Below are 22428 nucleotides of genomic sequence, written 5' to 3'. Positions count from 1 at the left end.
ACGCCTGCCCACAGAGGGGCAGGTAGCCTTCCCCGTATGACCGACCAGTACGTCCTCACGCTGTCCTGCCCCGACAAGCAGGGCATCGTGCACGCCGTGTCCAGCTACCTGTTCATGACCGGCTGCAACATCGAGGACAGCCAGCAGTTCGGCGACCACGACACCGGGCTGTTCTTCATGCGGGTGCACTTCTCCGCCGAGGCCCTGAACGCCGAGAAGCTGCGCGCCAGCTTCGCCGCCGTCGGTGACTCCTTCCAGATGGACTGGCAGATCCACCTGGCCGACGAGAAGATGCGCATCGTTCTGATGGTCAGCAAGTTCGGCCACTGCCTGAACGACCTGCTGTTCCGGGCCCGGACCGGCGCGCTGCCCGTGGAGATCGCCGCCGTGGTCTCGAACCACACGGAGTTCGCCGAGCTCGTGTCGTCGTACAACATCCCCTTCCACCACATCCCGGTGCCGAAGGAGAACAAGGCGGAGGCTGAGGCGCAGCTGCTCGCTCTCGTACGCGAGGAGAACGTCGAACTGGTCGTCCTCGCCCGCTATATGCAGGTGCTCTCGGACGACCTGTGCACGGCGCTCAGCGGGCGGATCATCAACATCCACCACTCGTTCCTGCCGAGCTTCAAGGGCGCCAAGCCCTACCACCAGGCGCACGCGCGCGGCGTGAAGCTGATCGGCGCGACCGCGCACTATGTGACGGCCGACCTCGACGAGGGCCCGATCATCGAGCAGGAGGTCGAGCGCGTCGGCCACGAGGTCACGCCGCAGCAGCTCGTCGCCGTCGGCCGGGACGTGGAGTGCCAGGCCCTCGCCCGCGCGGTGAAGTGGCACAGCGAGCGCCGCGTCCTGCTCAACGGCCGCCGCACGGTCGTCTTCGCGTAAGACTTCCGCGTACGTAAGACCTCTGCGTACCGCGGCAGACCTCTGCGTACCGCGGCTACATCCGGCTGAGCGAGGCCGCCGCCGACAGGACGTCCCGGATCGCCTCGCGGTCGCCGACCTGACCGGCCGCCGCGTCCTCGGGCGGCACGTGCCCGGCGGCGAGGCGGCAGAACTCCACGCCGTCCAGGGCGACATGGGCCACTTCGAACTCCTCCGACGCGGCCGCTCCCGGTGAGTCGAGCGGGATCAGCCACTCGCCGCCGCCGTGCCCCTCGACCTCCAGGCGCAGGCTGCGCCCGGGCGCCCCGGCGGCGACCAGCTCCTTCGCCGGTGCGGCGAAGCCCGCGCGGCGCCGGTCGGCGAGCGCGCCGGGCAGCATGCGGGCGGCGAGGTCGATCATCCGGTTGAGGTGCCGGGGCGCGGGCGGTTGGTACGGGTAGTCCACCGCGTCCGCGATGTCGCCCGCGTGCACCCAGCACTCGAAGGCGCGGTCGAGCATCGAGTCCCGCAGGGGCAGCGCGAACTCGCCGTAGGGCACGGCTAGTTCGGCGGAGCCGCCGCCCGCGAAGGACACCGTGCGGATGACGGTGTGGCTCTGCTCCCGCCACGGCAGGCGGACACCGCGCGTGGCCGGGAAACGGGAGGCGTTCCAGTACGCCTCGGTGCGTTCGGAGGGCGAGGCGCCGGTGAGGGCGGCGCGCGCGGCCTCGGGCAGCGGGTCGTCCAGGCCGAGGGTCGTCGCGACCAGGCCGTCGACCGTCAGGAGGTGGGCGATGACCCCGGCGACCGTCGTGCGGCGGGTGACGGCCTCGTCCCCCTCGTACCACTTCAGGCGGACCGGGGCGTGCCACTCGCCGCTGCCGAAGTCCTGGAGCAGGGCGTCGAGCCGGGCCGTCTCGGCGTCGTAGGGCGCGGCCCAGTCGGGGACGGGTATGCGGGGCGGGCGGCGGTCCAGGCAGCCGGCGAGGACGCGGGAGCGCAGGCCCGGGTCGAGGTCGAGGCTCTCCTCGGGGTGCAGCAGGCCGACGGCGTCCCGCAGCCGCAGTGCCTCGTCCGCGCAGGCGCCGCAGCTGCCGAGGTGCAGCTCGACGGCGGCGGCCTCCTCGGCGGAGCAGGCGGTGAGCGCCCAGGCGCCGAGCAGCGACTTGAGGACCTTGTGCTCCAGGACGGGCGGCGCGGGCGCGGGCACGGCGGGCAGCGGGGGCGGCTCGGGCAGCGGGCGGCCGGAGTCCTCGATGGAGCTGCGCGGTGGCGGTATGCGCAGGCCGCCGCCGTGCGGGGGCCGGGCGCCGGGGTGCTCGCCGGGGCCCGGCCGGCCGTTCTCGCGCGGGCGGCCGTCCGGTCCCGGCCCGCCTTCGGCGAGGGCGCCGCCGGTCGCGATGTCGTCGTCCGCGCGGCCGTGGCGGGGGTCGGTCTCGCCGTGCCGGTCCGGGTGCCGGTCCGGGTGCCGGTCCGGGCCGTCGTGACCCTCGGGGCCGTCGTCCGGCTCGAAGGGGTCGGCGTTCACAGTGCGCTCCCGTAGCCGGGCGGAGGGGCGGCGGCGGGCCGCTGTTCGTTGGCGGTGGACAGGAGTTGCAGGCCGAGGCGGAGGCGGCGCCTGGCCTCGTCCTCGGTCACGCCGAGGTCGGCGGCGGTCTGGCGGTAGTCCCGCCTTTGGAAGTAGGCGAGTTCGAGGGCGGCGCGCAGCGGGGCGGGCATGGACGTCACGATGTAGTCCGCGCGGGCGGCGACGGAGGCGCGGCGGACCTTCTGCTCCATGTCCTCCGTGGTGCCCTGGCCGCCGTCGGCGAGTGCCTCGGTCTCGGTCCGCCGCAGCCGCGCCACCGCGTACCGGTGGGTGAGGCCGGCGAGCCAGGAGCGCATCGGGCCCTTCTTCGGGTCGTACTCCCCGGGGTTCTCCCAGACGTGGGCGAAGACCTCGCGGGTGACGCGGTCCGCCGCCGCGTCGTCGTCGAGCACGCGGTGGGCGAGGCTGTGCACGAGGGAGGCGAGCCGGTCGTACAGCTCGCCGAGCGCGGCCGCCTCTCCGCGTGCGAGCCGCTGCTGCATCTTGCGGTCCCAGCGGGGCGGTGCGTCTTTTGCCATGTGGCCCCCTCCTGCCGTGGCACGACCGACGTGCCGACCGTGCGTTCCGACCGTACGTGCGCGAACCCTCCATCGAATGTAGTGCCCGCCACCGACAACGCACCTCGGTTTGCGGCAACGGGCGGCGCGGAGCGGCTGCGGATGGTAGTGAATTGGTCACACTGCGCTGAGAGTTGGGCCGGAACCGCGTCGAAATTCGTTGAAGTCCGTTGAACGAACTGGATCGACGTAGATCGAATCGGTGCATATGTGATAGGCCTGCGGGATGGCCTGTTGTTCAGGTGGGGTGTTTTACGGGGGAGTGGCGGGGCAACCGCGAACCAAGGAACCGTAAGCAGGGCTTCCGGATGTGGGCCGTGATGGCTGAAGGTTGTAGACCGAACCGGAACCGTACGCGGCGTACGAGTGGAACGAGAGGCGGCGTGGCGGATGGCGCTCGAAGTGACCGACGGCGATCAGGGCGGCTGGGCCGTCATCCAGGTCAGCGGTGAGATGGACCTGGTGACGTCGCCGATCGTGCGCCAGCGCGTCCACGACGCCGTCGCCGATGGCCGCCGCAGCCTCGTCCTCGACCTCTCCGAAGTCCTCTTCTGCGACTCCTCCGGCGTCGGCGTGCTGATAGCCACCCGCCGCCTCATCCGCTCCTGCCGCGGCCGCCTCCGCCTGATCCTCCCGGCGCAGGGCGCGGAGGACGGCTCCCATGTGAACCGCGTCCTGGCGGCCCTCGGCGTCCGCCGCCTCTTCGAGGTCTTCCCGGACCTCCGCACAGCGGTCGACGAGGAGGCTTCGCCGCTGTCGGCGTAGCTTCCCGCTGCTCAGGCTGTCGCCGCCTCACTGGTCGCGGCGCCGGGATCCGTCTCGGGCTCGCAGTCCTCGCCGTACGGCCTGAAGGCGAACGAAGAGGCGTCCCCGTCCAGGTCGATGGTGAGTCCGGCCTCAAGTGCTGCCGCGAGCCGCGTGAGCAGCGGCAGCGTAGGAACGGAGTCCCCGCCCTCGATGGTGGAGATCTGCGGCTGAGTCATCGAGGCCCGCCGCGCCAGCTCGCTCTGGGACAGGCCGAGAGCGGTACGACGGTCATGTACGGCCTGCCCGAGCGCGAAGGCGTGCCCGGCGTCCAGGTAGGCCTGCGACTCCCGGACCCGCTCGCCCAGAAGCTTCCTGGTGCGCCGGGTCTTCCACTGGGAGTGGTTCACGAGCCGTCCTCCTTCCGGTCGTAGGTGTGCTCGGCTTTCGAGTGCCACGCTTCACACAGCTCCTGAGTCCGTCGCGCCCGCTCGACCTCCGCGTCCTCCCGCATGCGGGTCTTACGGAACACGGTCAGCAGGACGATTCGCTGCTGGGGCGCGAGCCAGTAGGTGATGCGGACGGAGTTCCCCTCCATGAGGAATCGCAACTCACGCACCTTTCCGCCGAGGTGGCGAGAGTAAGGCTCTCCCAGAGTCGTCGGGTGCTCCGCCAGCATGTCGGCGGCGCGTTCGACCTTGTCATAGTGAGTGTCCGGCAACTGCTCCAGCCATTGCCGGACCTCGGGCTCGATCTCAGTGGTCCACACCCGAGCAACATATAGAAAACTGTATAACGAGGGAGGCGGATCGGCTGGAGTCGCCAAGGCCCGAGTGAACCGGGCGGACGTCGATCTGGTCGCAGAATCTCACCGGTCCTGCTACAAGCTGCGGCTTTCGGGGATCAGGTCGGCGATCGGCGACGTACGCTCCGTGGTGAACGCAGTGGAACGCATCACCCACCTGATCAGTGAGGCCGAGATGGACAGCGCAGAGTACGAGCGCAAGATTGCCGCGCGATTCGCGAGCTTCGACCAGGACGGCAACGGCTACATCGACCGCGAGGACTTCAGCGGTGCGGCGAAGGCCGTCCTTGCCGAGTTCGGGACGACCGCGCGGTGCGACAAGGGGCAGGCGCTGTACGCGGGTGCTGAGGCGTTCTGGCAGGGCATGGCCGGGATCGCCGATGTCGACGGGGATCAGCGGGTGACCCGCGAGGAGTTCGTGACCGGTGCGGTCAAGCGGCTGCGGGACAGTCCGCAGCGGTTCGCCGAGATCGCGCGGCCGTTCCTGAAGGCCGCGATCGCCGTCGCCGACGAGGACGGCAAGGGCGCCACCCCGAAGGGGACCGAGCGGGTCCTGAAGGTGCTCGGCGCCGATCCGCAGACCGCCGCCGCCGCGGCCGCCGCCCTGGACACCGACGGGGACGGCCGGATCTCCGAGGAGGAGATCCTGACCGCCTTCGCCGCCTACTTCACGACCCCCGCGCCGGACGCCTGAGCGACCCGCGCCGGACGCGTGAGCGACCCGCGCCGGACGCCTGAGCGCCCCCGGCCCGGAGCCGTCACGCGTACCGCTCGCGCAGCTTGTACTTGAGCACCTTGCGCAGCGTCTCGTTGCGGGGCAGGGCCTCCACCACCTCCAGCTGTTCCGGCAGCTTGTGGGGGGAGAGGCCCGCCTCGCGGAGGTACGCGCAGAGCTCGGGCAGGCTCAACTCCGGTGAGCCCGACGGGAGTTCGAGAACCGCGCAGACGCGTTCGCCGCGCTCCGGGTCCGGGAGGCCGATGACCGCCGCCTCGCCGACCGCGGGGTGGGCGTGCAGCAGGTCCTCGATCTCCTTCGCCGAGATGTTCTCCCCCTTGCGGATGATCACGTCCTTCGCCCGGCCGGTGAGGACCAGATGGCCGCTCTCCCGTACGTGCCCCAGGTCGCCCGTGATCAGGAAGCCGTCCGGGTCGAAGGCCGCGGCCGACTGCGACGGCTCCAGGTAGCCCCGGCAGACGGCCTCCCCGCGCAGTCGCACCTCCCCGTCGACCCCGGCCGGCAGCGGCTTCCCCTCGGCGTCCGTGATGCGGATCTCCATCCCGGCCGGGGGCCGCCCCTCCGTACCGGCGAGGTGCTCCGGGGTGTCGTCCGGGGCGCCCATGGTGATCATCGGGACCTCGGTCATGCCGTACCCGTGGGTGAGTTGGCAGCCCATCTCCCGTACGACGGAGTGGTAGAGCTCGGGGGGTTTGGGGGCGCCCCCGCCCGCGAGCAGGCGCAGAGTGGGGATCAGTCTGCGGCCCTCGGGGAGCCTTCGCTGCTCGGCCAGGAACATCGAGTAGAAGGCCGTGGAGCCGCCCGCCGTGGTCACGCCGTGGCGGCGGTAGCCGTCGAGTGCGTCCGGCAGCGCGAACTTCTCGAAGAGTACGGCCGGGAACCCGTAGAGCAGCAGCATCACCAGGTAGTCCGGGCCGCCTATGTGGGCGAAGGGGAACGCGATCGAGCCCACGTCGGCGGACGACAGGCGCAGCGCGTGGGCCAGGCAGGAGCCGCCCGCGATCAGTGAACGGTCGGTGTGCAGCACGCCCTTGGGGTCGGAGGTGGTGCCGGAGGTCCAGTAGATCCAGCGGACGTCGGTGCCGTTCGCGGGCGGCGCGGGCAGGACGGCGGGGTCCGCCTCCGGGAGGTCCGCGTACGCCTCGAAGACGCCGCGGGCGCCCAGGCGGCGGGCCATCTCCGTGTGGTCGAAGCCGCGCCAGACCCCGGGCGTCGCGAAGAACTCGGCCCTGGACTCGCGCAGCGCGAAGCCGACCTCCTTCTCGCGGTAGAAGGGGATGACGGGGGACTGGGTCGCGCCGAGCCGGGCCAGGGCGGCAGTGAGCAGGACCGTCTCGATGCGGGTGGGCAGCTGCCAGGCGACGACCGTGCCGGGGCGCACGCCCCGCTCGTACAGTCCGGCCGCGACGCGTTCCGCCCGCTCGCGCAGGGCGCCGAAGGTGAGCGTGCGGTCGGCGGCCCGCTCCGCCTCCGCCTGGATCAGCGCCGGGCGGTGCGGGGTGAGTTCGGCGCGGCGTCGGATCAGTTCCCAGAGCGTCGGGGACTCGCCCAGTTCGTGTGCCGTGTCCCGCATAGCCGGCCTCCCGATCTCCCTCAACTGACGATCTGTCAGATCGAGGCAGAGCGTAAGCGTCACCGCCTTGTCGGTCCAGAGGTCCGGGGGCTAGCCTCTTTCTGACGACCCATCAGATTAGATACCGTCAGATTCGTACTGCGGCGAGGGGACCCCCATGGAACTGCCTCGGATCATCAGCGTCGACGACCATGTCATCGAACCGGCGCACCTCTTCGAGACCTGGCTGCCGCAGAAGTACCGCGACCGCGGGCCCAAGCCGCTGACCGCCGGGATCGGGGAGCTCGAGTACACCGGCGGCAAGTACGTGATCACCATGGACCCGGAAGGACCGCCCACCGACTGGTGGATCTACGAGGACCTGAAGTTCCCGTACAAGCGGAACATCGCCGCCGTCGGCTTCGACCGGGACGACATGACCCTGGAGGGCATCACCCGGGCCGAGATGCGGCGCGGCTGCTGGGATCCGGTCGAGCGCCTCAAGGACATGGACCTCAACCACGTCGAGGCCAGCCTCTGCTTCCCGACGTTCCCGCGCTTCTGCGGGCAGACCTTCGCGGAGGCGCACGACAAGGAAGTGGCCCTCGCCTGCGTGCGCGCGTACAACGACTGGATGGTCGAGGAGTGGTGCGGGGACAGCGGGGGGAGGCTCATCCCGCTCTGCATCATCCCGCTGTGGGACATCGACCTCGCCGTCGCCGAGGTGAAGCGGAACGCGGCGCGCGGGGTGCGGGCGGTCACCTTCTCCGAGATCCCGACCTACCTCGGCCTTCCGTCCATCCACTCCGGCTACTGGGACCCGTTCTTCGCGGTCTGCCAGGAGACCGGGACGGTGGTGAACATGCACATCGGGTCGTCGAGCCAGATGCCGGCCGCCTCCCCGGACGCACCCCCCGCCGTACAGGCGTCCCTGTCCTTCAACAACGCCATGGCCTCGATGATGGACTTCCTGTTCTCCGGGGTGCTCGTGAAGTTCCCGACGCTCAAACTCGCCTACAGCGAAGGGCAGATGGGCTGGATCCCGTACGCCCTGGAGCGCGCCGACGACGTGTGGGAGGAGCACCGCGCATGGGGCGGCGTCCGCGACCTGATCCCCGAGCCGCCGTCCACGTACTACTACCGGCAGATCTTCTGCTGCTTCTTCCGCGACAAGCACGGGGTCGCGTCCCTGGACGTCGTCGGGCGCGACAACGCCACCTTCGAGACGGACTACCCGCACGTCGACTCGACCTTCCCGCACACCAAGGAGGTCGCCCTCGACCACGTCAAGGGCCTCGACGACGCGACCGTCTACAAGCTGATGCGGGGCAACGCCATCCGCATGCTCAGCCTCGACCTCGACCTCGACCTTGGCCTCGACCTCGACCTCGACAAGTAGCGCTCATGGACCTGGCCTACACCGAGGAAGAGGAAGAGTTCCGGGCCCGCCTGCGCGCCTGGCTCGCGGACGTCCTCCCGCACCTGCCGCCCCGCCCCGACCCGTCCGACTGGCCCGGCCGCCGCGCGTACGACCTGGGCTGGCAGCGCCGCCTCCACGACGCCGGGTACGCGGGCCTGCACTGGCCCGTCGACGCGGGCGGCCAGGGAGCCACCCCCACGCAGCACCTCATCTACCTGGAGGAGACCGAGCGGGCCGGGGCCCCGTACGTCGGCGCCAACTTCGTGGGCCTGCTGCACGCCGGGCCGACCGTCGCCGCCGAGGGCAGCCCGGAGCAGCGGCGGCGCTGGCTGCCGCCGATCCTGCGCGGCGACGAGGTGTGGTGCCAGGGCTTCAGCGAACCGGACGCCGGGTCCGACCTGGCGTCCCTGCGTACGCGCGCGGTGCGCGACGGCGACCACTACGTCGTCAGCGGCTCCAAGATCTGGACCTCGCACGCCGAGGTCGCCGACTGGTGCGAACTCCTCGTCCGTACGACCCCCGTCACCGACGACATGCCGAAACACCGCGGCATCAGCTGGCTCGCGATGCCGATGGACGCGCCCGGCGTCACCGTGCGGCCGCTGCGCACCCTCGCCGGGTCCACCGAGTTCGCGGAGATGTTCCTCGACGAGGTGCGCGTGCCCGTCGGCAACCGGGTCGGCGAGGAGAACGACGGCTGGCGGGTCACCATGGTCACGCTCTCCTTCGAGCGCGGCACCGCGTTCGTCGGCGAGGTCGTCGCCTGCCGCCGCACGCTGACCGCGCTCGCCGCCGAGGCCCGAAAGAACGGCCGCTGGGACGACGCGGTCCTGCGCCGCCGGCTCGGGCGCCTGAACGTCGAGTTCAGCGCCCTGTGGCGGCTCACCCAGTGGAACGTCTCCGAGGCCCAGCGCACCGGCGGCGTCCCCGGCACCGGCGGCTCCGTCTTCAAGCTCCGCTACTCGCACGCCCGCCAGGAGCTGTACGACACGGCCGCCGAGGTCCTCGGGCCCGACAGCCTCGACCTCGGCCGGGAGTGGAACCTCGACCGGCTCTCCTCCCTCTCGTACACGATCGCCGCGGGCACCTCGCAGATCCAGCGGAACATCGTCGCCGAGCGCATCCTCGGCCTGCCGAAGGGGCGGTGAGGCCCGCCATGGACTTCCAACTCACCGAGGACCAGCGGGCGTTGCGGTCCGGCGTGCGCGAGCTGCTCGCCGGGCGGTTCGGACGGGAGGCCCTCCGTGCCCTCGCCGACGCGCCCGAACCGCCCGCCCTGGACCGGGAGTTGTGGCGCGACCTCGGCGTCGCCGGGTTCTTCGCGCTGCGGCTCCCCGAGCGCGACGGCGGTGTGGGCCTCGGCCTGCCCGAGGCCGTGCTCGCCTTCGAGGAGGCGGGCCGCGCGCTGCTTCCCGGTCCGCTGGTCGCCACCCACCTCGCGGCGGGCGAGGTCGAGGGCGCCGCCACCGGGGACACCGTGGTCACCGCCGTCGACAGCTCCGGCCTCGTGCCCTGGCTGGACGCCTCGGACGTCGTACGGGGCGATGCCGCAGGGGCCGTCCCCATCCGCTCCGTCGACCCGCTCACCCCGCTGCACCGGGCACCCGCGGGGGCACCGGACCCGCTCGCCACGCTGCTCACCGCCGCCGAACAGCTCGGCAGCGCCGCCCGCAGCTGTGAGACGGCGGTGCGGTACGCGCGCGAGCGCACGCAGTTCGGGCAGCCGATCGGCGCGTTCCAGGCCGTGAAGCACCTGTGCGCGCAGATGCTCGTCCGCACCGAGCTGGCCCGCAGCGCGGTCTACGCGGCCGCGGTCACCGCCGACCCCGCCGAGATCCGCGCCGCGGCCCTGCTCGCCGACGAGGCGGCCGTCCAGGGCGCGCGCGACTGCCTGCAGGTGCACGGCGGCATGGGCTTCACCTGGGAGGCCGACGTCCACCTCTATCTGAAGCGGGCCTGGCTGCGGGCCGAACTCGGGCCGTCGGCGGGTGCGGTGGAGGAGGAGTGGGCGGCGGCGCTCTGAGCGCGGCGGTGCCGTAAGCACCTGAACAGGGTGGTGTAAGCACCTGAGCAGGGTGGCGTCGCCGCAAGTGATCGAATGACTACCGAGATGACCACGAACGGTCCCGGAAAGCAGCACAGAGTGACCGTGGGGCGTCGATATCGGCTTGTGTCCTAGGCGTGACTCGTCACGGCGCGGAGTCGGGGCGACGCTCCGGTACGCTCCGTGGGATGCGAGTGGTTCTGTTGGCGAGCCATACCGGTGGGGCCTGTGTGGCGCTTCCGGAACCGGCGATGCCCGCCTCTCGCAGGGCATGGCGGCGTGAGACGCCCCCCTGTTCGACACCCCGCGGCGCGCGTCGCACAGTATGCCGCACGCGTACTCCTTCGCGCTGGAATATGCCCGAAGCGCTTGTTGGGGTGACTGTACGTCAACCATGCTGTGTCGTACGGGGATCACGTTCCGTGACCCCGACGAGACACGAGGCGATGTGTCCGCCGGTTCGGATGGTGTGAGCGGTGCAGGTGCTTCAAGTTCAGACGGAGGTCCGCCCCGACCCCGCGGAGGTGGGGCGGGCCCGTAGGTGGGCGAGGTCACGGCTCGCCGGTTCCGGGATAGAGGCGGACGAGCCGCTGGCGGAGACGCTGGTGCTGCTGATCTCGGAGCTGGTCACCAACGCCGTGGTGCACACGGGCTGTCCGGCCGTGCTCCGCCTGCTCCTGCCGCGCCTGCCGGAGTCCGCTCCGGGCACCGTGCGCGTGGAGGTCACCGACGCCAGCACCCGCCCGCCCCGCCCCCGGCAGGCCGAGGGCGACGACACCAACGGCCGCGGCCTGGCCCTCGTGGACGGCCTCGCGGACCGCTGGGGCTGGCAGTCGGACGGCGCGGGCAAGCGCATCTGGTGCGAGGTGGACCGCTGCGAGCCGAAACCGCAGACGACGGAGGACGCGGGGGACACCGGGGACGCCGGGGACGCCGGGGACGCCGCGGAGGTGCGGCACTTGGGCGTGCCACAGGTCGTGGCGTTCCCCGCCTGAGGCCCGGGCGCCGCCCTGTGCTGTACCGCTGAACTTCCCTCTGCGGCAAGGGACTTGACCGTACCGGCCAGGGGGTGGCGGCGCGCCCATGTCACCCCGAGCGTGACACCGCGCGCCGCCGGACGAACACGACTCGCACTCGCCGAGCGTCTACCCCTCGTCAGGCTCTCGACGTCCCCTCACGGCGGATCGCTGCCACAAGGGTGAGGAAACGGACACGAGGCGTCAACACCTGCAGTGGGATTCGTCGCCTGCCCGTCATGAGCGTCCGGCCCGTCGAACCGACGCGACCCGCTCACCCGAGGTCCCCCGCGTCGCCCGTGAGTTCAAGCAGTTCGATGAAATTGCCGTCCAGGTCCGCTACGTAGCCGACCCGCATGTTCGGGTTCGGAGAGACATGCGGCTCCCATATGTCCGCCGCGCCGAGGCTCACGCACTGCGCGTAGGTCGCGTCCAAGTCGTCGACCTCGAGGCAGATGTGGTGGTATCCGTGCACACCACTTGCCCTGAACGGGTCGGTCTCGCCGCTTCCGGGCACGGAGTCGTCTCGCTCCAGCATCTCGATCCGCACTCCGTCGGCGCCCAGGGCGAACGCGCCGCGCAGTCCCCTCCCCGGCTCTTCGAAGCTGTATCCGCGGCGGAAACCGAAGACCTTCTCGTACCAAGCGAGCGATGCGTCGAGGTCGGCCACGCTGACGCCGACGTGATGAAGTCTCATGAAACCGCTGCCCATTTCTGGTCCGGTGATCTGGAAGGAGCAGCCACCGTCTGGGTGGCCGAGGCGAGCTTGAGCGCGCTGTGGGCGGCCGACGCCAGCGTCATGTGGTGGTGCCACCCGCGGTACGTACGGCCTTCAAAATCGCGCAGGCCCACGTCCGTACCGGTCTTCTGGACATCGGCGGAGACCTGCAGGGCCAGGCGCCCCCAGCGCACCAGCTGTTCGGAGGTCTGGTCCGTCATCGACGTGATCCAGAACCCGGAGGGGCGGCCGCGCGTGCTCCGCCACTCGTACAGCACCACAAGGTCCTGGTCCGCGGGGCCGCCCGGGAGGCGTACCCGTGCGGTCGCCGCGAGCGACGAGCTGAGCGCGCCGCTGCGCGGATCGCGCCAGGTGACGTGGCGCCGCTGCTGGCGGAGCGCCGCCGCGAGCCGCAGCACCGGGACCGGTGCGCCCGGGGACTCCTCGTGCTCGCCGTGCTGCGGCTGGACGAGGGTGGAGCAGCTGACCTTGAGGAGGACGGGGATGTCCGCGTCACCGAGGGCGGTGACGATCTCGCGCGGGTCGGTCTGCCGGGCGTCGATGACCACCGGGCGGTGCGCGAGCCCCCAGGAGGCGGTGTCCAGGACTGCCTGAGTGACGCAATTGGCCTGGGTAGACGGCGCGGCCTCGGTGGGGATGCCGACCTGCCCCCGCCGGGGTTCCTCCAGCCACGGCTGCGGCAGGTGGATGCGCCAGTTCACCGGGTACGAGGCACCCTCGTTCGCCAGCCACAGGCCGTACGCCCGCTGCGCGGACACCTGGCTGCCCACGTCGGGGACGAACATGCTGGACACCCCCACTGAATGAGGGCCGGACTTCGGTATGAGCAACGGCGCGACCACCCACGCCCGGGGTTGCACCCGGTCGTCCAGGAAACGCGCCACGGAGCGACGGACGAGGTTCCAGTCCCAGGGCGAATCGCTGATGAAGTGGTGCAGCGCCTGTGCGCTCCCCTTGCGGTCCGTGCCCGCTGCAATCTTGCTGATGGTCTTCCGCCCTTCGGCGGTGAGGAGGCCGTGCAGGTACTCGATGGCGTAGTTGCGCTGGCTGCGGTGTCTGAGCGTGGCGAGAACCGCCATGTACAGGCCTGCGGCCGCTTCCCCTTCGAGGCCTTCGAGGAGCATCCCCAGAGCTAATTCCAGTGTTGTGCCGATCACTTGTCCCCCCGTGATTCCGGTGATTTCACACGCGGAATGACGTTACAGCCCAAAGATGTGGGCAAAGTGCCGGATTCATGACGCTCAGCTTTCGGCGTCGGGCGGCACGGACCGAGCCGTACCGCCCGACGCCCGCAGGGTCACACCGTCTTGAAGACCTCCCCGAACTCCAGGCGGGGAGCGCGCGGGCGGAAGGCGTCAGGTCCCGGGTGACCGACGTTCGCGACCACCAGGGCGCGATGCCGGCCGCCGGGGAAGAACTCCTCGGTCACGGCCGGGGCATCGAAACCGGACATCGGACCCACCGCGAGGCCTGCGGCGCGTACGCCGAGGATGAAGTACGCGATCTGCAGGGAGGCGTTGACCACGGCGGACTCATGCCGCATGGTCTCGTCGCTGAACAGCTCGCGTGCGTCGGGCACATGCGGTGCCACCCTGGCCAGAGTCTCGTGGAAGTCGAGGTCCGTGGCGAGTACGACGACGAGCGGCGCCTGCCGTGCCTTGGGCCGATTGCCCGGCGCCATCTGTGCGACGAGCCGATCGCGAGCCGAGTCGCTGCGGACCAGCGCCGCGCGCAGCGGCTGGCTGTTGAGTGACGTAGGCGCGTTCTTGACCAGCTCGTGGATGGCGGCGAGCTGCGCGTCCGACACCGGTTCGGATGTGTAAGTGTGCGCGGTGTGCGCCTCGTTGAAGAGGAGGTCCTGCGCATCCGCGGCGAGCGTCAGCGTCTCGTGAGCAGGTGCGGAAGCTGCGAAATTCATGGTTGTCACCTCGGTACGGACATGTGAGGGGAATGGGCGCGCGGATAACTGCCCAGGAACATGGTTCGGCTGTTTCGCTGGTGCAGAGCCGTGACGACAGCGCCGACGGAAGGCTCGCTGATATGGCCCTCGCACTCGAGCAGAAAGGAGTAGTCGCCGAATCCCGCGCCACCGGGCCGGGAGAGCACCGACGTCAGCGGTATCGACCAGCGGGCGAACTCCGCGAGCACGATGTGCAGTTCGCCCACCCGGCCGGTCATGGGGACGATGAGGCTGCTGCGATCGGCGCCGGTGGGTGGAGCCGGGGCCCTTCTGCGGGAGATCCTGACGAAGCGGGTCATGGCGTCCTGCCGGGCCCCGATGTCCTGGGCGGCGATGTCGAGGCCGTTGTCGAGCAGGGCCTGCGGTGCGGCGATGGCTGCCTCGCCGGGACCGGCCGAGCTGCCCACCTCCTGGGCGGCGCGGGCCGTCGAGGCGGAGTTGATCACCTCGGCGTGCGGCAGCTCGCGGTGGAGCCAGGCGCTGCACTGCGCGTGCGCATGCGGATGCGTCAGCACCCGGCGTACGGAGTCGAGAGACCCGCCCGCCGGCACGCCAAGGGCGAACTCCACGCGGAGCAGTGTCTCGCCGGTGATGCACAGGTCGCCGTGGGACAGCGCGTCGACCGACGCGGTGACGGAACCCTCGACTGAGTTCTCCCAGGGGACGACCGCGCCGTCCACCGCCCCCGCGCGGACCGCGTCGAGCGCCTGGCGCACGCTGGGGTAGGGGACGCTCTCGTGCGGCGGCACGTCCAGTCCGGCCAGCGCCGCCTGCGTGAACGAGCCGGGCGGGCCCAGATAGCCAACGGGCATCGGCAGTAGCCTCCTTCAGTCGGGTCGGTGGGCCCGGTCAGCGGGTGCTCCAGGCGCCGGCGACGGCGACCGCCTGCCGGGGGTTGAGTCTCGGGTCGCACAACGTCGTGTAGCGCACCCCCAGATCGCCCACCTGCCGCGTGCTCCACACGCATTCGGTGACGTCGTCCGGTGTGGTCTCCAGGTGCAGGCCGGCGGCCACGCCTCCGGCTGCGGTCACCGCCTGCTGGAAGGCCACGACCTCGTCGATCAGGACCTGCACGGACCGGGTCTTCACGCCGCCCTCGGTCTTGAAGGTGTTGCCGTGCATGGGGTCGCAGAGCCAGGGCACCTGATGCCCGGCCTCGCGTACCGCCGTGACGAGCGCGGGCAGCTTGGCGGCTGCCTGTCCCGCGCCCATGCGGGCGATCAGCGTGAGGCGGCCGGGCTCCTTGCCGGGATCGAGCAGGGCGCACAGCTCCACCAGCTCGTCGGGGGACATGGACGGACCGACCTTGCACGCCACCGGGTTGGCCACCTCCGCGAGGATCTGGACGTGGGTGCCGTCCGGCTGGCGGGTACGGTCCCCGATCCAGGGCAGGTGGGTGGAGGTCAGGATGGTCCGGCCGTCTGCGGTGCGGCGCAGCAGCGGCAGTTCGTAGTCGAGGACCAGGGCCTCGTGGCTCGTCCACACCGGGGCGCCGATGGGCGGCACCCAGGCGCCGGTGCGCCGCTGCAGGAGCGTGGTGGCGCGCTGCGCGGCGTCGTAGCAGCTGAGCATGCGGTCCGGGTCCGCCCGTCGGTCCTCCGGTGTGGCGTGCGGAGAGTTGACCAAGTGGCCTCGGTAGACCGGGAGTTCACGGCCGTCGACGGTTTCCGTGGGAGCGCTGCGCGGCTTGGCGAACTGTCCGGCGATGCGCCCGATCCGGATGACCGGCTTACCCGTATTGATCTTCATGACGCCGGCGAGCGCGTCGATCAGGCCGACCTTGCGGTTGACGGCCTCCGCTTCGCACTCGGCAGGGTCCTCCGCGCAGTCGCCGGCCTGGATGACCTGGTAGGTGCCCGTGGCGGCCTCGGCGAGGAGCAGACGGAGCATCCGGACCTCGTCCCAGCCCACCAGGCCGGGGCGGCCCGCGAGTTCGGCCCGTACGGCGGCCGCTCGCAGCGGGTCGGCCCACTCGGGCTGCTGCACCGCGGTGACCGGGTACGGCTCGTCGTCGCGGAGGGCGGGCCTGGGTGCCCCGTCGATGCCGAGGGGTGGGGGTGAGGGCAGCGCGGACATGGTCACTCTCCTTGGGGCAGGGGCGGAGTCGAGCCGGTATCTGCGGTGGTCAGGTCTGGCCGCAGCACCTTCGTGCCGCCGAGGTAGACATGGCGTATGGCCTCGCGGGTCTTGGGCGTGTGCACATGGGCGAGGATGCGGATGGTGCGGCTCAGCGACCCCGGTACCGCGATCTCGGTGGCGCACATCAGAGGGACGTCGGTCAGTCCCAACTCCCTTGCTGTGGCGGCCGGATAGGCAGAGGAGAGGTCCGGGGTCGCGGTGAACAGGATGCTGATGAAGTCCTCCTGGGCCAGGCCGTTGCGGCGCATGATCTCGGTGAGGAGCTCTCCGGTGGCCTTCTCGATCAGCCGCGGGGTGTCGTACGTGGTCTGGGTGGCGCCGCGCACCGCGCGTACGGCAGGAGCGCCGCACTGGGTTGCGGGGTGGTGGGTGGTGGTCTTCACGCACGGTCTCCGAAGAAGTGGCCGGTGGCGTCGGCGGGGGTGGCGGAGGCGCCGCCGAAGAGGGCGGACGCCGGGCTCTCGTGCACGGTGACGGGCTCCCTGCCCAGGACGGCGAGCGTGGCGACTCCGGCTCGTGGCCTGAGGGGGCGCAGGACGGCACCCCGGGCCAGGGCGGGGATATCGGGCAGCCGGGTGAAGCGCAGGCCGGTGCCGGTGGCGCAGACCTCCAGCGCACTGGGACAGACCCGCAGCCCGTCACCGGTCGCCTTGAGCGCCGCCTCTTTGGCGGTCCACAGCTCGGTGAAGGCCTTCGCCCGGCACCGTCGCGGGCGCCGCGCGAGGGAAGCCCGCTCCCGCTGGGTGAGCGCGGTGGCCGCGAGGTCGTCGAACTCGTCCTGCTCGACGACCTCTTCGGCGTCGATGCCGATACGACGACCTCGGACGACGGCGATCCCGACCTGGCTCTCGGTATGCGTGACCGAACAGTCCACACCGAGAATGCCGGGCACCCGGGGCCGGCCGTGGGCGCCCTGGCACTCGGGGCACCTGCGGTCGATGGGCACGTTCTGCGGCGGGATGCCGAGCGCCGAGCCGAGCGCCAGGCGCAGCAGGACGGCTCCGGTGGTGAACCGGTCCTGGTCGTCGGCGCGGTGCGTGGACTCGCGGCGCTCGCGTTCGACGGTGCTGAGCACCTCCAGGTCTCGTACGGAGAACCGCGTCGGCCGGGCCCACCACACCCGGCAGGTCTGCGCGGGGCGTGGGGTCCGGGCGCCGGGTGTCCGGGGCGCTTCGGTGCGCCGGGTGGCGGGAGCTGCGATGGTGACGTCCTCGGGCATCTCTCTTCCCGGTCAGTGGTTGCGGCACAGGTCGCGGTCGATGCGGGCAGGCCACCCCCTCCGGCGCCGGAGAGTGGGGGACGACGGGCGCCGGAGGGGGTGGGGACGTGCCCAGGTCAGACGAACTTCGAGTCGAACTTCTCGACGATCTTCATTGCGTCCTCGGCGTCCTTGAGGACTTGGGCCCGTCCAGGAGGCGGTGCGCCCTCGACCGCGGGCACACCGAGCGCCTTGAAGAACCCTTCCGTACCGCCCGGCGTGAACCAGGCGAGCATCTTGGCGGGCTCGGGGCCGAGGTTCTTGAAGCCGTGCACACTGCCGCGGGGAACGAAGATGAAGCCACCCTGCTCCACCGTGTGCACCTCCTCGCCGTCGGTGAACTGCACTGCGCCTTCGAGGAGATAGAACGCCTCGTCGCTGTGCTCGTGCACATGCGGCGGGGGCCCGGCCTCGGCGGGGACGTGTGCCTCGAGGAGGCTGAAGGCGCCACCGGTGGTCTCGGCGTCGGCCTTGAAGGTGTACTTGTCGCCGAAGACCCAGCGGCTCTCGCCCCCGCCGGCCGGCACGTACAGGACCCGGGAGTCGCCGCGGCTCATCCCGCGGCCCCCGGTATCGGGGCGCGGACCGACTCCGGGTCGATCAGCCGGAACATCTCGACGGTGTCGAAGTAGTCCTCGAAGTGCACGGCCAGGCCGTCCTCGCCGAGGGTCCACGTCTGTACGAACCGCAGGGTCTCCTTGCGGCCCTCACGGCTGGTGACCTCCCGGTCGCCGAGCACGATCACGCGGTCGCCGCTCACCAGGAACTCGTGCGGGTCGAGCACCATGCCACCCAGGACCTGCGGCACCCGCCCGAGGAACTCCCGCATCCCGGCGTGACCGTGCTTGGCCCCGCCCAGGCCCGCCAGCTCCATGCCGTCGGGGTGCACCCAGACAACGTCGGAGGAGAAGTAGGAGAGGATCGCGTCGATGTCCCGGCGGTGGAAGGCGTCGTACGCGGCGCGGATACGCTCCTCCACCCCGGCGGCACCGCCGTTCGTCGTGCCGCTCATGCGGATGCCTCCTTCAGGCGGATCTCCGGGAAGTGGGACTGGAGCGTGCGGCGGATGCCGTCGTGCCATTCGACGGTGCAGTCGCCGATCAGCGACCGCCGCTTGCTGCTGTCGAAGGCGTAGGTCTCCCGCGTCACCGGGGTCTTCTCGAACTTCGCCTCGACGCCGGTGAGTTGAGCCATGTACTGCGCGCAGTCGGTCATTCCGACCGGCTCGTCGCCGCCCCAGTTGACCACCGTCGCGGGCGTGCTCGCGATCCCCCACAGCAGCGGAGTCTGGTGTGCCAGATCGTCGGTGTGGATCAGCGAGGCCCAGTTCTGTCCCTCCAGTGGAATCGGGATCTGTTCACCGGCCAGCATCTTGTTGAAGTACATGACCGGCACGCCGCCGTAGGAGGCGGGACCGTAGGAGATGTTGAGCCGGGCGATGGTGGTGGGCAGGCCGAGCGTGCGGGCGTAGGCGCGTGCGGTGCCCTCGGCGGCGATCTTGCAGACGGGGTACGTGGGCAGCCACTCCGCCACACCGTCCAGCGGGTCGGTCTCCTTGTACTGGTGGTCGAGCGTCTGCCGCTTGTAGAACGCCCCGGTCGACACGTGCAGGAACGCCTCGGCCTTGCGGCAGTGCGTCATCAGGCGCCCCACCGCGACCGAGTTGACCTCGATGGCGGTGTCGAAGTCCCCGTCGTAGCCGCGGTGCACCGCGGAGTGCATGACATGGGTGAAGTCGTCGGGCAGGTCGTCGAGAGTGTCCTCACCCATGTCCCAGCGGTACGTGGTGATCCCCTGGGAGCGCAGTTCGTCCTCCGCTCCCGGCGTGCCGAAGCGGCCCAGGCACCAGACCTCGTTGTCGGCCGCCAGGGCCTCGGCGACCGGCCGGGCGGCCTGCCCGGTGCCACCGGTGATCAGGATCTTCTTACCGTGCATCAAGTGTTTTCGCTTTCCTTGCGGAACGAGCATCGTGCTCGCTCACTTGCCGTTCAGGGCCCGGTCGAGCTCGGCCCGGAGAATGGCCTGGAAGGCCGCCACGTGCTTGGGGCCCATCAGCGTGTAGTGCTCGCCGGGCACATCGAGGTAGCGGTTCTCCTCGCGGGTGAAGTCGTCCCAGCGGCGCAGTTCCTTGTCGAGCCAGTCCTCCTTGGTGCCGCGCAGCGGGATCGCGTAGAAGACGCTCATCGACCGCACGTCGCCGCCCGGCTGGTAGGTGCGGCCCAGGCCGGTCAGGCCGTCGGCGAGGTCGGCCCAGGCCGTGAAGCGGGGCAGGTCCAGGTCCAGTTCGGCCAGGCGCTCCGGCGGGGCGATCCTGATCAGGTGCTCCAGCTGCTCCGCCTTGCTGAGCGGGCGCAGCTGCGCGGGCAGTTCGGCGGCCTGCTGCTTGGAGACGAGTTCCAGGAACATCGCCAGATTGACCGCGGTCTCGATGTAGTCGAGCTCGTCCATCCGGTACTTGATGTGCGGGGGAAGGTTGAAGCTGCCGACGAAGTCGACCTGCTCGCCCTCCGCTTCCAGGATCTTGGCGATCTCGAAGGCCACCGCGGAGCCGAAGGAGTAGCCAGCCAGGGCGTAGGGCCCGTGCGGCTGCTTGGCTCGGATCGCCGCCGCGTACGTACGGGCCATCTCGTCGAACGAAGCGAACGGCTTCTCGCCCTCGTTGAAGCCGCGCGCCCGGAGCGCGTAGAAGGGACGCTCGTGCACGAAGTACTTGGCCAGGTTGACGAAGACGAGGACCTCACCGACGCCGGGATGCACGCAGAACAGCGGAGTCTTGTCGCCGCTGGTCTGCAGCGGCACGATCGGGTCGTACTCGGACGGTCCTGCGGCGGCGCCCACCGTGATCCGCCGGGCCAGTTCGCGCACGCTCGGCGCCATCAGGAGCGCGAGTACGGGCAGTTCCACGCCGGCGAGGCGGAGCCCGACCAGCCGCTTCATGCGCAGGATGTCCAGTGACGTACCGCCCAGGTCGAAGAAGCTGGCCGTTACGCTGACCGCATCGGCGGGCAGGTCGAACAGCTCGGCGTATATCCCGGCCAGTGCCTCCTCCACCTCGCCCTCGGGGGCGACGTAGCCGCCCAGGTGACGGGTGACCAGGTCGTCCACCGCACTCTGCCGGTCCGCGTACTCACCGGCCTCGAGGCGCCTCCGCATCAGCGAGCGCTGGATTTTGCCCAGGCTGGTCTTGGGGAAGGCCTCGACGGGCAACGGCAGGAGCACCGTCGGCCGGAAGCCCCACGCCATGACCACGCTGTTGCGCAGCGCGATCAGCAGGCGGTGCAGCCCGGCCTCGTCGCCCTCGTCGAGCGTGCTCGCGAAGGCCACGACGAGTTGTTCGGTGTCGCTCCCCTGCGGACGGGTGGGGAAGGCGGCAACGTACGAGGTACGGACCCCGTCCAGCTCCTCGAGCAGTGCCTCCAGCTCGTGGCTGAAGTAGTTCACGCCGTTGACGATGATGCTGTCCTTGCTGCGCCCGACGAGCGTCAGCCGGCCGTCGACGACCCGGCCGAGGTCGCCGGTGCGAAACCAGCCGTCGGCGGTGAACGCTTCCGCGGTGGCCTGCGCGTTGTTGAAGTACCCGCCGGTGACCATCGGCCCGCGCAGCTCGACCTCGCCGACCTCTCCGTCGGCGAGCACCCGGCCGCTGCCGCTCTCCGTCACGCGGAGGGCGAGGCCTGTCACCGGGCGGCCGACCGCGGCGAACTCCGCCGTCAGGTCGCGCTCGGGGAACTCGCGGTTGTAGATGCTGCCCGCACAGGTCTCCGTCATGCCGAAGGCCGGCCACAGCACGCGCCGGTCGAGGCCGTACACGGCGAGCTTGTCCAGGAAGGCGACACCCGTGCCGACCACGTTGGCCTCACCGCCGGAGATGATGTGCCGCAGGCTCGACAGGTCGAGGGGCAGGTTTCCGGGCAGCTGGGCCAGCGCCTGGTTGATCAGGCCGAGCAGGAAGTTGGGCGTGAACGTCATCGTCACGCGGTGCGCGTCGATCAGCTGCAGGAAGCGCACCGGGTCGCCGAGGATCAGGTCTGGGCTGGTCTGCAGCTGGGTGGCGCCGACCGACAGCGGCAGCAGATGGGCTTCGAGCAGCGCGGCGACGTGGTCGTACGAGATCCAGTTCAGCGTGATGTCCGTGGGGCCGAGCTGCTGCACCTCCGCCTTCGCGGCCATCGAGGCCAGCAGGTTGGCGTGGGTGAGCATCACGGCCTTGGAGTTGCCGGTGGACCCCGAGGTGAGTACGAGCAGGGCGACGTCCTCGGGCCCGGGCTCACCGAGCGGCACCTGCCCGGGGTCGAGGTCCCCCGCGTGCGCCCTGAGGTCCTTCAGGCCGGTCACCTCAAGGCCGGCGACCTCGGGCAGCTCGTCGCGCAGCCGCTCCGTGGTGACAAGGAGGGGGTCGTCCAACAAGGTCTTCACGTGCAGGAGTTGGGCGGTCCAGCGCTCCTGGTCGCCACGTATGGGGACCAGTGGGCAGGCGGTCATGCCGCCGAGCAGGCAGGCCCAGAACACCGGAAGGAACTCGTCCGGCCGCTCAAGCAGCAGCGCGATCTTGCGGCCCGGTTCGGCGCCGCCCGCGCGCAGTCCCGCGAGGATCCGACGTGCCTCGTCGAGCAGCTCGGGGTACGACTGGAGCCGGCTGTCCGTCACGTCGTCGGTCAGGCAGTACCGCAGCCCATGCGTCGGGTGGTGTGCGGCGGCCGTGGTCAACAGGTCACCGAGGTGTGCGGCCGACTGGGGCCGGGGAGTCGTGTGTGGGGTGGCGGGTACGGATTCCTGGATCGTCATCAACGTCCCTCTCCTGAATACATGGGAAGACCGCACGGGGCGGTTCGACCCAAGAATGAGCAGGGGCGTTCGACCAGGGCAAAGATCGCGGAGGCTACTTCGCGACTTCTCCGGGACTTTGTCAGTTTTCCCGGGCGGGACATGGCCGCCAGATGGCCGGGGCGTTGCCGAGGAGTATGGGGGCACGCCGCCAGGCGCGTCGGCGGATCCCGGGAATCAGC

General features: G+C 70.8%; 23 protein-coding genes. 7 read left to right on the top strand and 16 right to left on the bottom strand.

Annotation, left to right across the window (positions count from 1 at the left end):
- The first annotated feature begins 36 nt into the window (after positions 1-36).
- Positions 37-885, top strand: a complete 849-nt coding sequence (gene purU, locus QIT00_RS26800; RefSeq protein ID WP_282537978.1) for a formyltetrahydrofolate deformylase — start codon at positions 37-39, stop codon at positions 883-885.
- Positions 886-940: 55 nt separating this feature from the next.
- Here the strand turns inward: purU and QIT00_RS26795 are convergent, their stop codons facing one another.
- Both QIT00_RS26795 and QIT00_RS26790 read right to left on the bottom strand, forming a co-directional pair.
- Positions 941-2392 carry an anti-sigma factor gene (locus QIT00_RS26795; protein WP_408909857.1) on the bottom strand — a complete coding sequence of 484 codons (1452 nt, stop codon included), beginning with the start codon at positions 2390-2392 and terminating at the stop codon, positions 941-943.
- Positions 2389-2970, bottom strand: a complete 582-nt coding sequence (locus QIT00_RS26790) for a sigma-70 family RNA polymerase sigma factor (RefSeq protein ID WP_282537977.1) — start codon at positions 2968-2970, stop codon at positions 2389-2391. Before QIT00_RS26790 ends, QIT00_RS26795 begins: the two co-directional genes overlap by 4 nt.
- 429 nt (positions 2971-3399) lie before the next feature.
- On the opposite strand from QIT00_RS26790, the gene QIT00_RS26785 reads away from it, so the two are divergent.
- Positions 3400-3774 (top strand): STAS domain-containing protein, encoded by a 375-nt coding sequence (locus QIT00_RS26785; protein WP_282537976.1) that lies wholly within the window; start codon positions 3400-3402, stop codon positions 3772-3774.
- An 11-nt stretch (positions 3775-3785) separates the two neighbouring features.
- On the opposite strand, the gene QIT00_RS26780 is transcribed toward QIT00_RS26785, so the two are convergent.
- Together QIT00_RS26780 and QIT00_RS26775 are read right to left on the bottom strand one after the other, a co-directional pair.
- Positions 3786-4163 (bottom strand): helix-turn-helix domain-containing protein, encoded by a 378-nt coding sequence (locus QIT00_RS26780; RefSeq protein WP_282537975.1) that lies wholly within the window; start codon positions 4161-4163, stop codon positions 3786-3788.
- Positions 4160-4522, bottom strand: coding sequence for a type II toxin-antitoxin system RelE/ParE family toxin (locus QIT00_RS26775; protein WP_282537974.1), 363 nt, complete (start codon positions 4520-4522; stop codon positions 4160-4162). The genes QIT00_RS26780 and QIT00_RS26775 overlap by 4 nt, the downstream gene beginning before the upstream one ends.
- Before the next feature lie 211 nt (positions 4523-4733).
- On the opposite strand from QIT00_RS26775, the gene QIT00_RS26770 reads away from it, so the two are divergent.
- Positions 4734-5252, top strand: coding sequence for an EF-hand domain-containing protein (locus QIT00_RS26770; RefSeq protein ID WP_282538013.1), 519 nt, complete (start codon positions 4734-4736; stop codon positions 5250-5252).
- Between the two features lie 64 nt (positions 5253-5316).
- Here QIT00_RS26770 and QIT00_RS26765 read toward each other — a convergent pair whose 3' ends face one another.
- Positions 5317-6867: a class I adenylate-forming enzyme family protein gene (locus QIT00_RS26765; RefSeq protein WP_282537973.1), complete on the bottom strand. Its 1551-nt coding sequence runs from the start codon at positions 6865-6867 to the stop codon at positions 5317-5319.
- Positions 6868-7024: 157 nt separating this feature from the next.
- Here QIT00_RS26765 and QIT00_RS26760 point away from each other — a divergent pair, with 157 nt between their 5' ends.
- The 4 genes from QIT00_RS26760 to QIT00_RS26745 all read left to right on the top strand — a co-directional run bounded on the left by QIT00_RS26760 (position 7025) and on the right by QIT00_RS26745 (position 11305).
- Positions 7025-8245: an amidohydrolase family protein gene (locus QIT00_RS26760; protein WP_282537972.1), complete on the top strand. Its 1221-nt coding sequence runs from the start codon at positions 7025-7027 to the stop codon at positions 8243-8245.
- Between the two features lie 5 nt (positions 8246-8250).
- Positions 8251-9414 (top strand): acyl-CoA dehydrogenase, encoded by a 1164-nt coding sequence (locus QIT00_RS26755; protein ID WP_282537971.1) that lies wholly within the window; start codon positions 8251-8253, stop codon positions 9412-9414.
- An 8-nt stretch (positions 9415-9422) separates the two neighbouring features.
- Positions 9423-10289 (top strand): acyl-CoA dehydrogenase family protein, encoded by an 867-nt coding sequence (locus tag QIT00_RS26750; protein ID WP_282537970.1) that lies wholly within the window; start codon positions 9423-9425, stop codon positions 10287-10289.
- A gap of 497 nt (positions 10290-10786) precedes the next feature.
- Complete coding sequence (locus tag QIT00_RS26745; protein WP_282537969.1) at positions 10787-11305, top strand: ATP-binding protein; 519 nt, start codon at positions 10787-10789, stop codon at positions 11303-11305.
- 295 nt (positions 11306-11600) lie between these two features.
- Here the strand turns inward: QIT00_RS26745 and QIT00_RS26740 are convergent, their stop codons facing one another.
- The 11 genes from QIT00_RS26740 to QIT00_RS26690 all read right to left on the bottom strand — a co-directional run bounded on the left by QIT00_RS26740 (position 11601) and on the right by QIT00_RS26690 (position 22207).
- Entirely contained in the window at positions 11601-12023 is a 423-nt protein-coding gene (locus tag QIT00_RS26740; protein WP_282537968.1) for a VOC family protein, read from the bottom strand.
- On the bottom strand, positions 12020-13189 hold the full coding sequence (locus QIT00_RS26735) for an IS701 family transposase (RefSeq protein ID WP_282537967.1): 1170 nt from the start codon (positions 13187-13189) through the stop codon (positions 12020-12022). The genes QIT00_RS26740 and QIT00_RS26735 overlap by 4 nt, the downstream gene beginning before the upstream one ends.
- Before the next feature lie 173 nt (positions 13190-13362).
- Positions 13363-13983, bottom strand: a complete 621-nt coding sequence (locus QIT00_RS26730; RefSeq protein ID WP_282537966.1) for a malonic semialdehyde reductase — start codon at positions 13981-13983, stop codon at positions 13363-13365.
- 5 nt (positions 13984-13988) lie between these two features.
- Positions 13989-14837 (bottom strand): prephenate dehydratase, encoded by an 849-nt coding sequence (gene pheA / locus QIT00_RS26725; protein WP_282537965.1) that lies wholly within the window; start codon positions 14835-14837, stop codon positions 13989-13991.
- A 37-nt stretch (positions 14838-14874) separates the two neighbouring features.
- A complete protein-coding gene (locus tag QIT00_RS26720; protein ID WP_282537964.1) occupies positions 14875-16101 on the bottom strand; it encodes a 3-deoxy-7-phosphoheptulonate synthase in 1227 nt (408 codons plus the stop codon).
- Positions 16102-16103: 2 nt separating this feature from the next.
- Entirely contained in the window at positions 16104-16547 is a 444-nt protein-coding gene (aroH, locus tag QIT00_RS26715; protein ID WP_282537963.1) for a chorismate mutase, read from the bottom strand.
- Positions 16544-17383, bottom strand: a complete 840-nt coding sequence (locus QIT00_RS26710) for a 4'-phosphopantetheinyl transferase family protein (RefSeq protein WP_282537962.1) — start codon at positions 17381-17383, stop codon at positions 16544-16546. The genes aroH and QIT00_RS26710 overlap by 4 nt, the downstream gene beginning before the upstream one ends.
- Before the next feature lie 116 nt (positions 17384-17499).
- Complete coding sequence (locus QIT00_RS26705) at positions 17500-17979, bottom strand: quercetin 2,3-dioxygenase (RefSeq protein ID WP_282537961.1); 480 nt, start codon at positions 17977-17979, stop codon at positions 17500-17502.
- A complete protein-coding gene (locus tag QIT00_RS26700) occupies positions 17976-18434 on the bottom strand; it encodes a nuclear transport factor 2 family protein (RefSeq protein ID WP_282537960.1) in 459 nt (152 codons plus the stop codon). The genes QIT00_RS26705 and QIT00_RS26700 overlap by 4 nt, the downstream gene beginning before the upstream one ends.
- The gene (locus tag QIT00_RS26695) at positions 18431-19357 is read right to left on the bottom strand and encodes an NAD-dependent epimerase/dehydratase family protein (RefSeq protein ID WP_282537959.1); all 927 of its coding nucleotides are present in this window, start codon (positions 19355-19357) and stop codon (positions 18431-18433) included. The genes QIT00_RS26700 and QIT00_RS26695 overlap by 4 nt, the downstream gene beginning before the upstream one ends.
- A gap of 42 nt (positions 19358-19399) precedes the next feature.
- On the bottom strand, positions 19400-22207 hold the full coding sequence (locus QIT00_RS26690) for a non-ribosomal peptide synthetase (protein WP_282537958.1): 2808 nt from the start codon (positions 22205-22207) through the stop codon (positions 19400-19402).
- Positions 22208-22428: the final 221 nt, after the last annotated feature.

Source organism: Streptomyces luteolus, assembly GCF_029968015.1.
GTDB classification, from domain to species: domain Bacteria; phylum Actinomycetota; class Actinomycetes; order Streptomycetales; family Streptomycetaceae; genus Streptomyces; species Streptomyces luteolus.
This window is presented reverse-complemented; position numbering and strand designations above follow the sequence as displayed.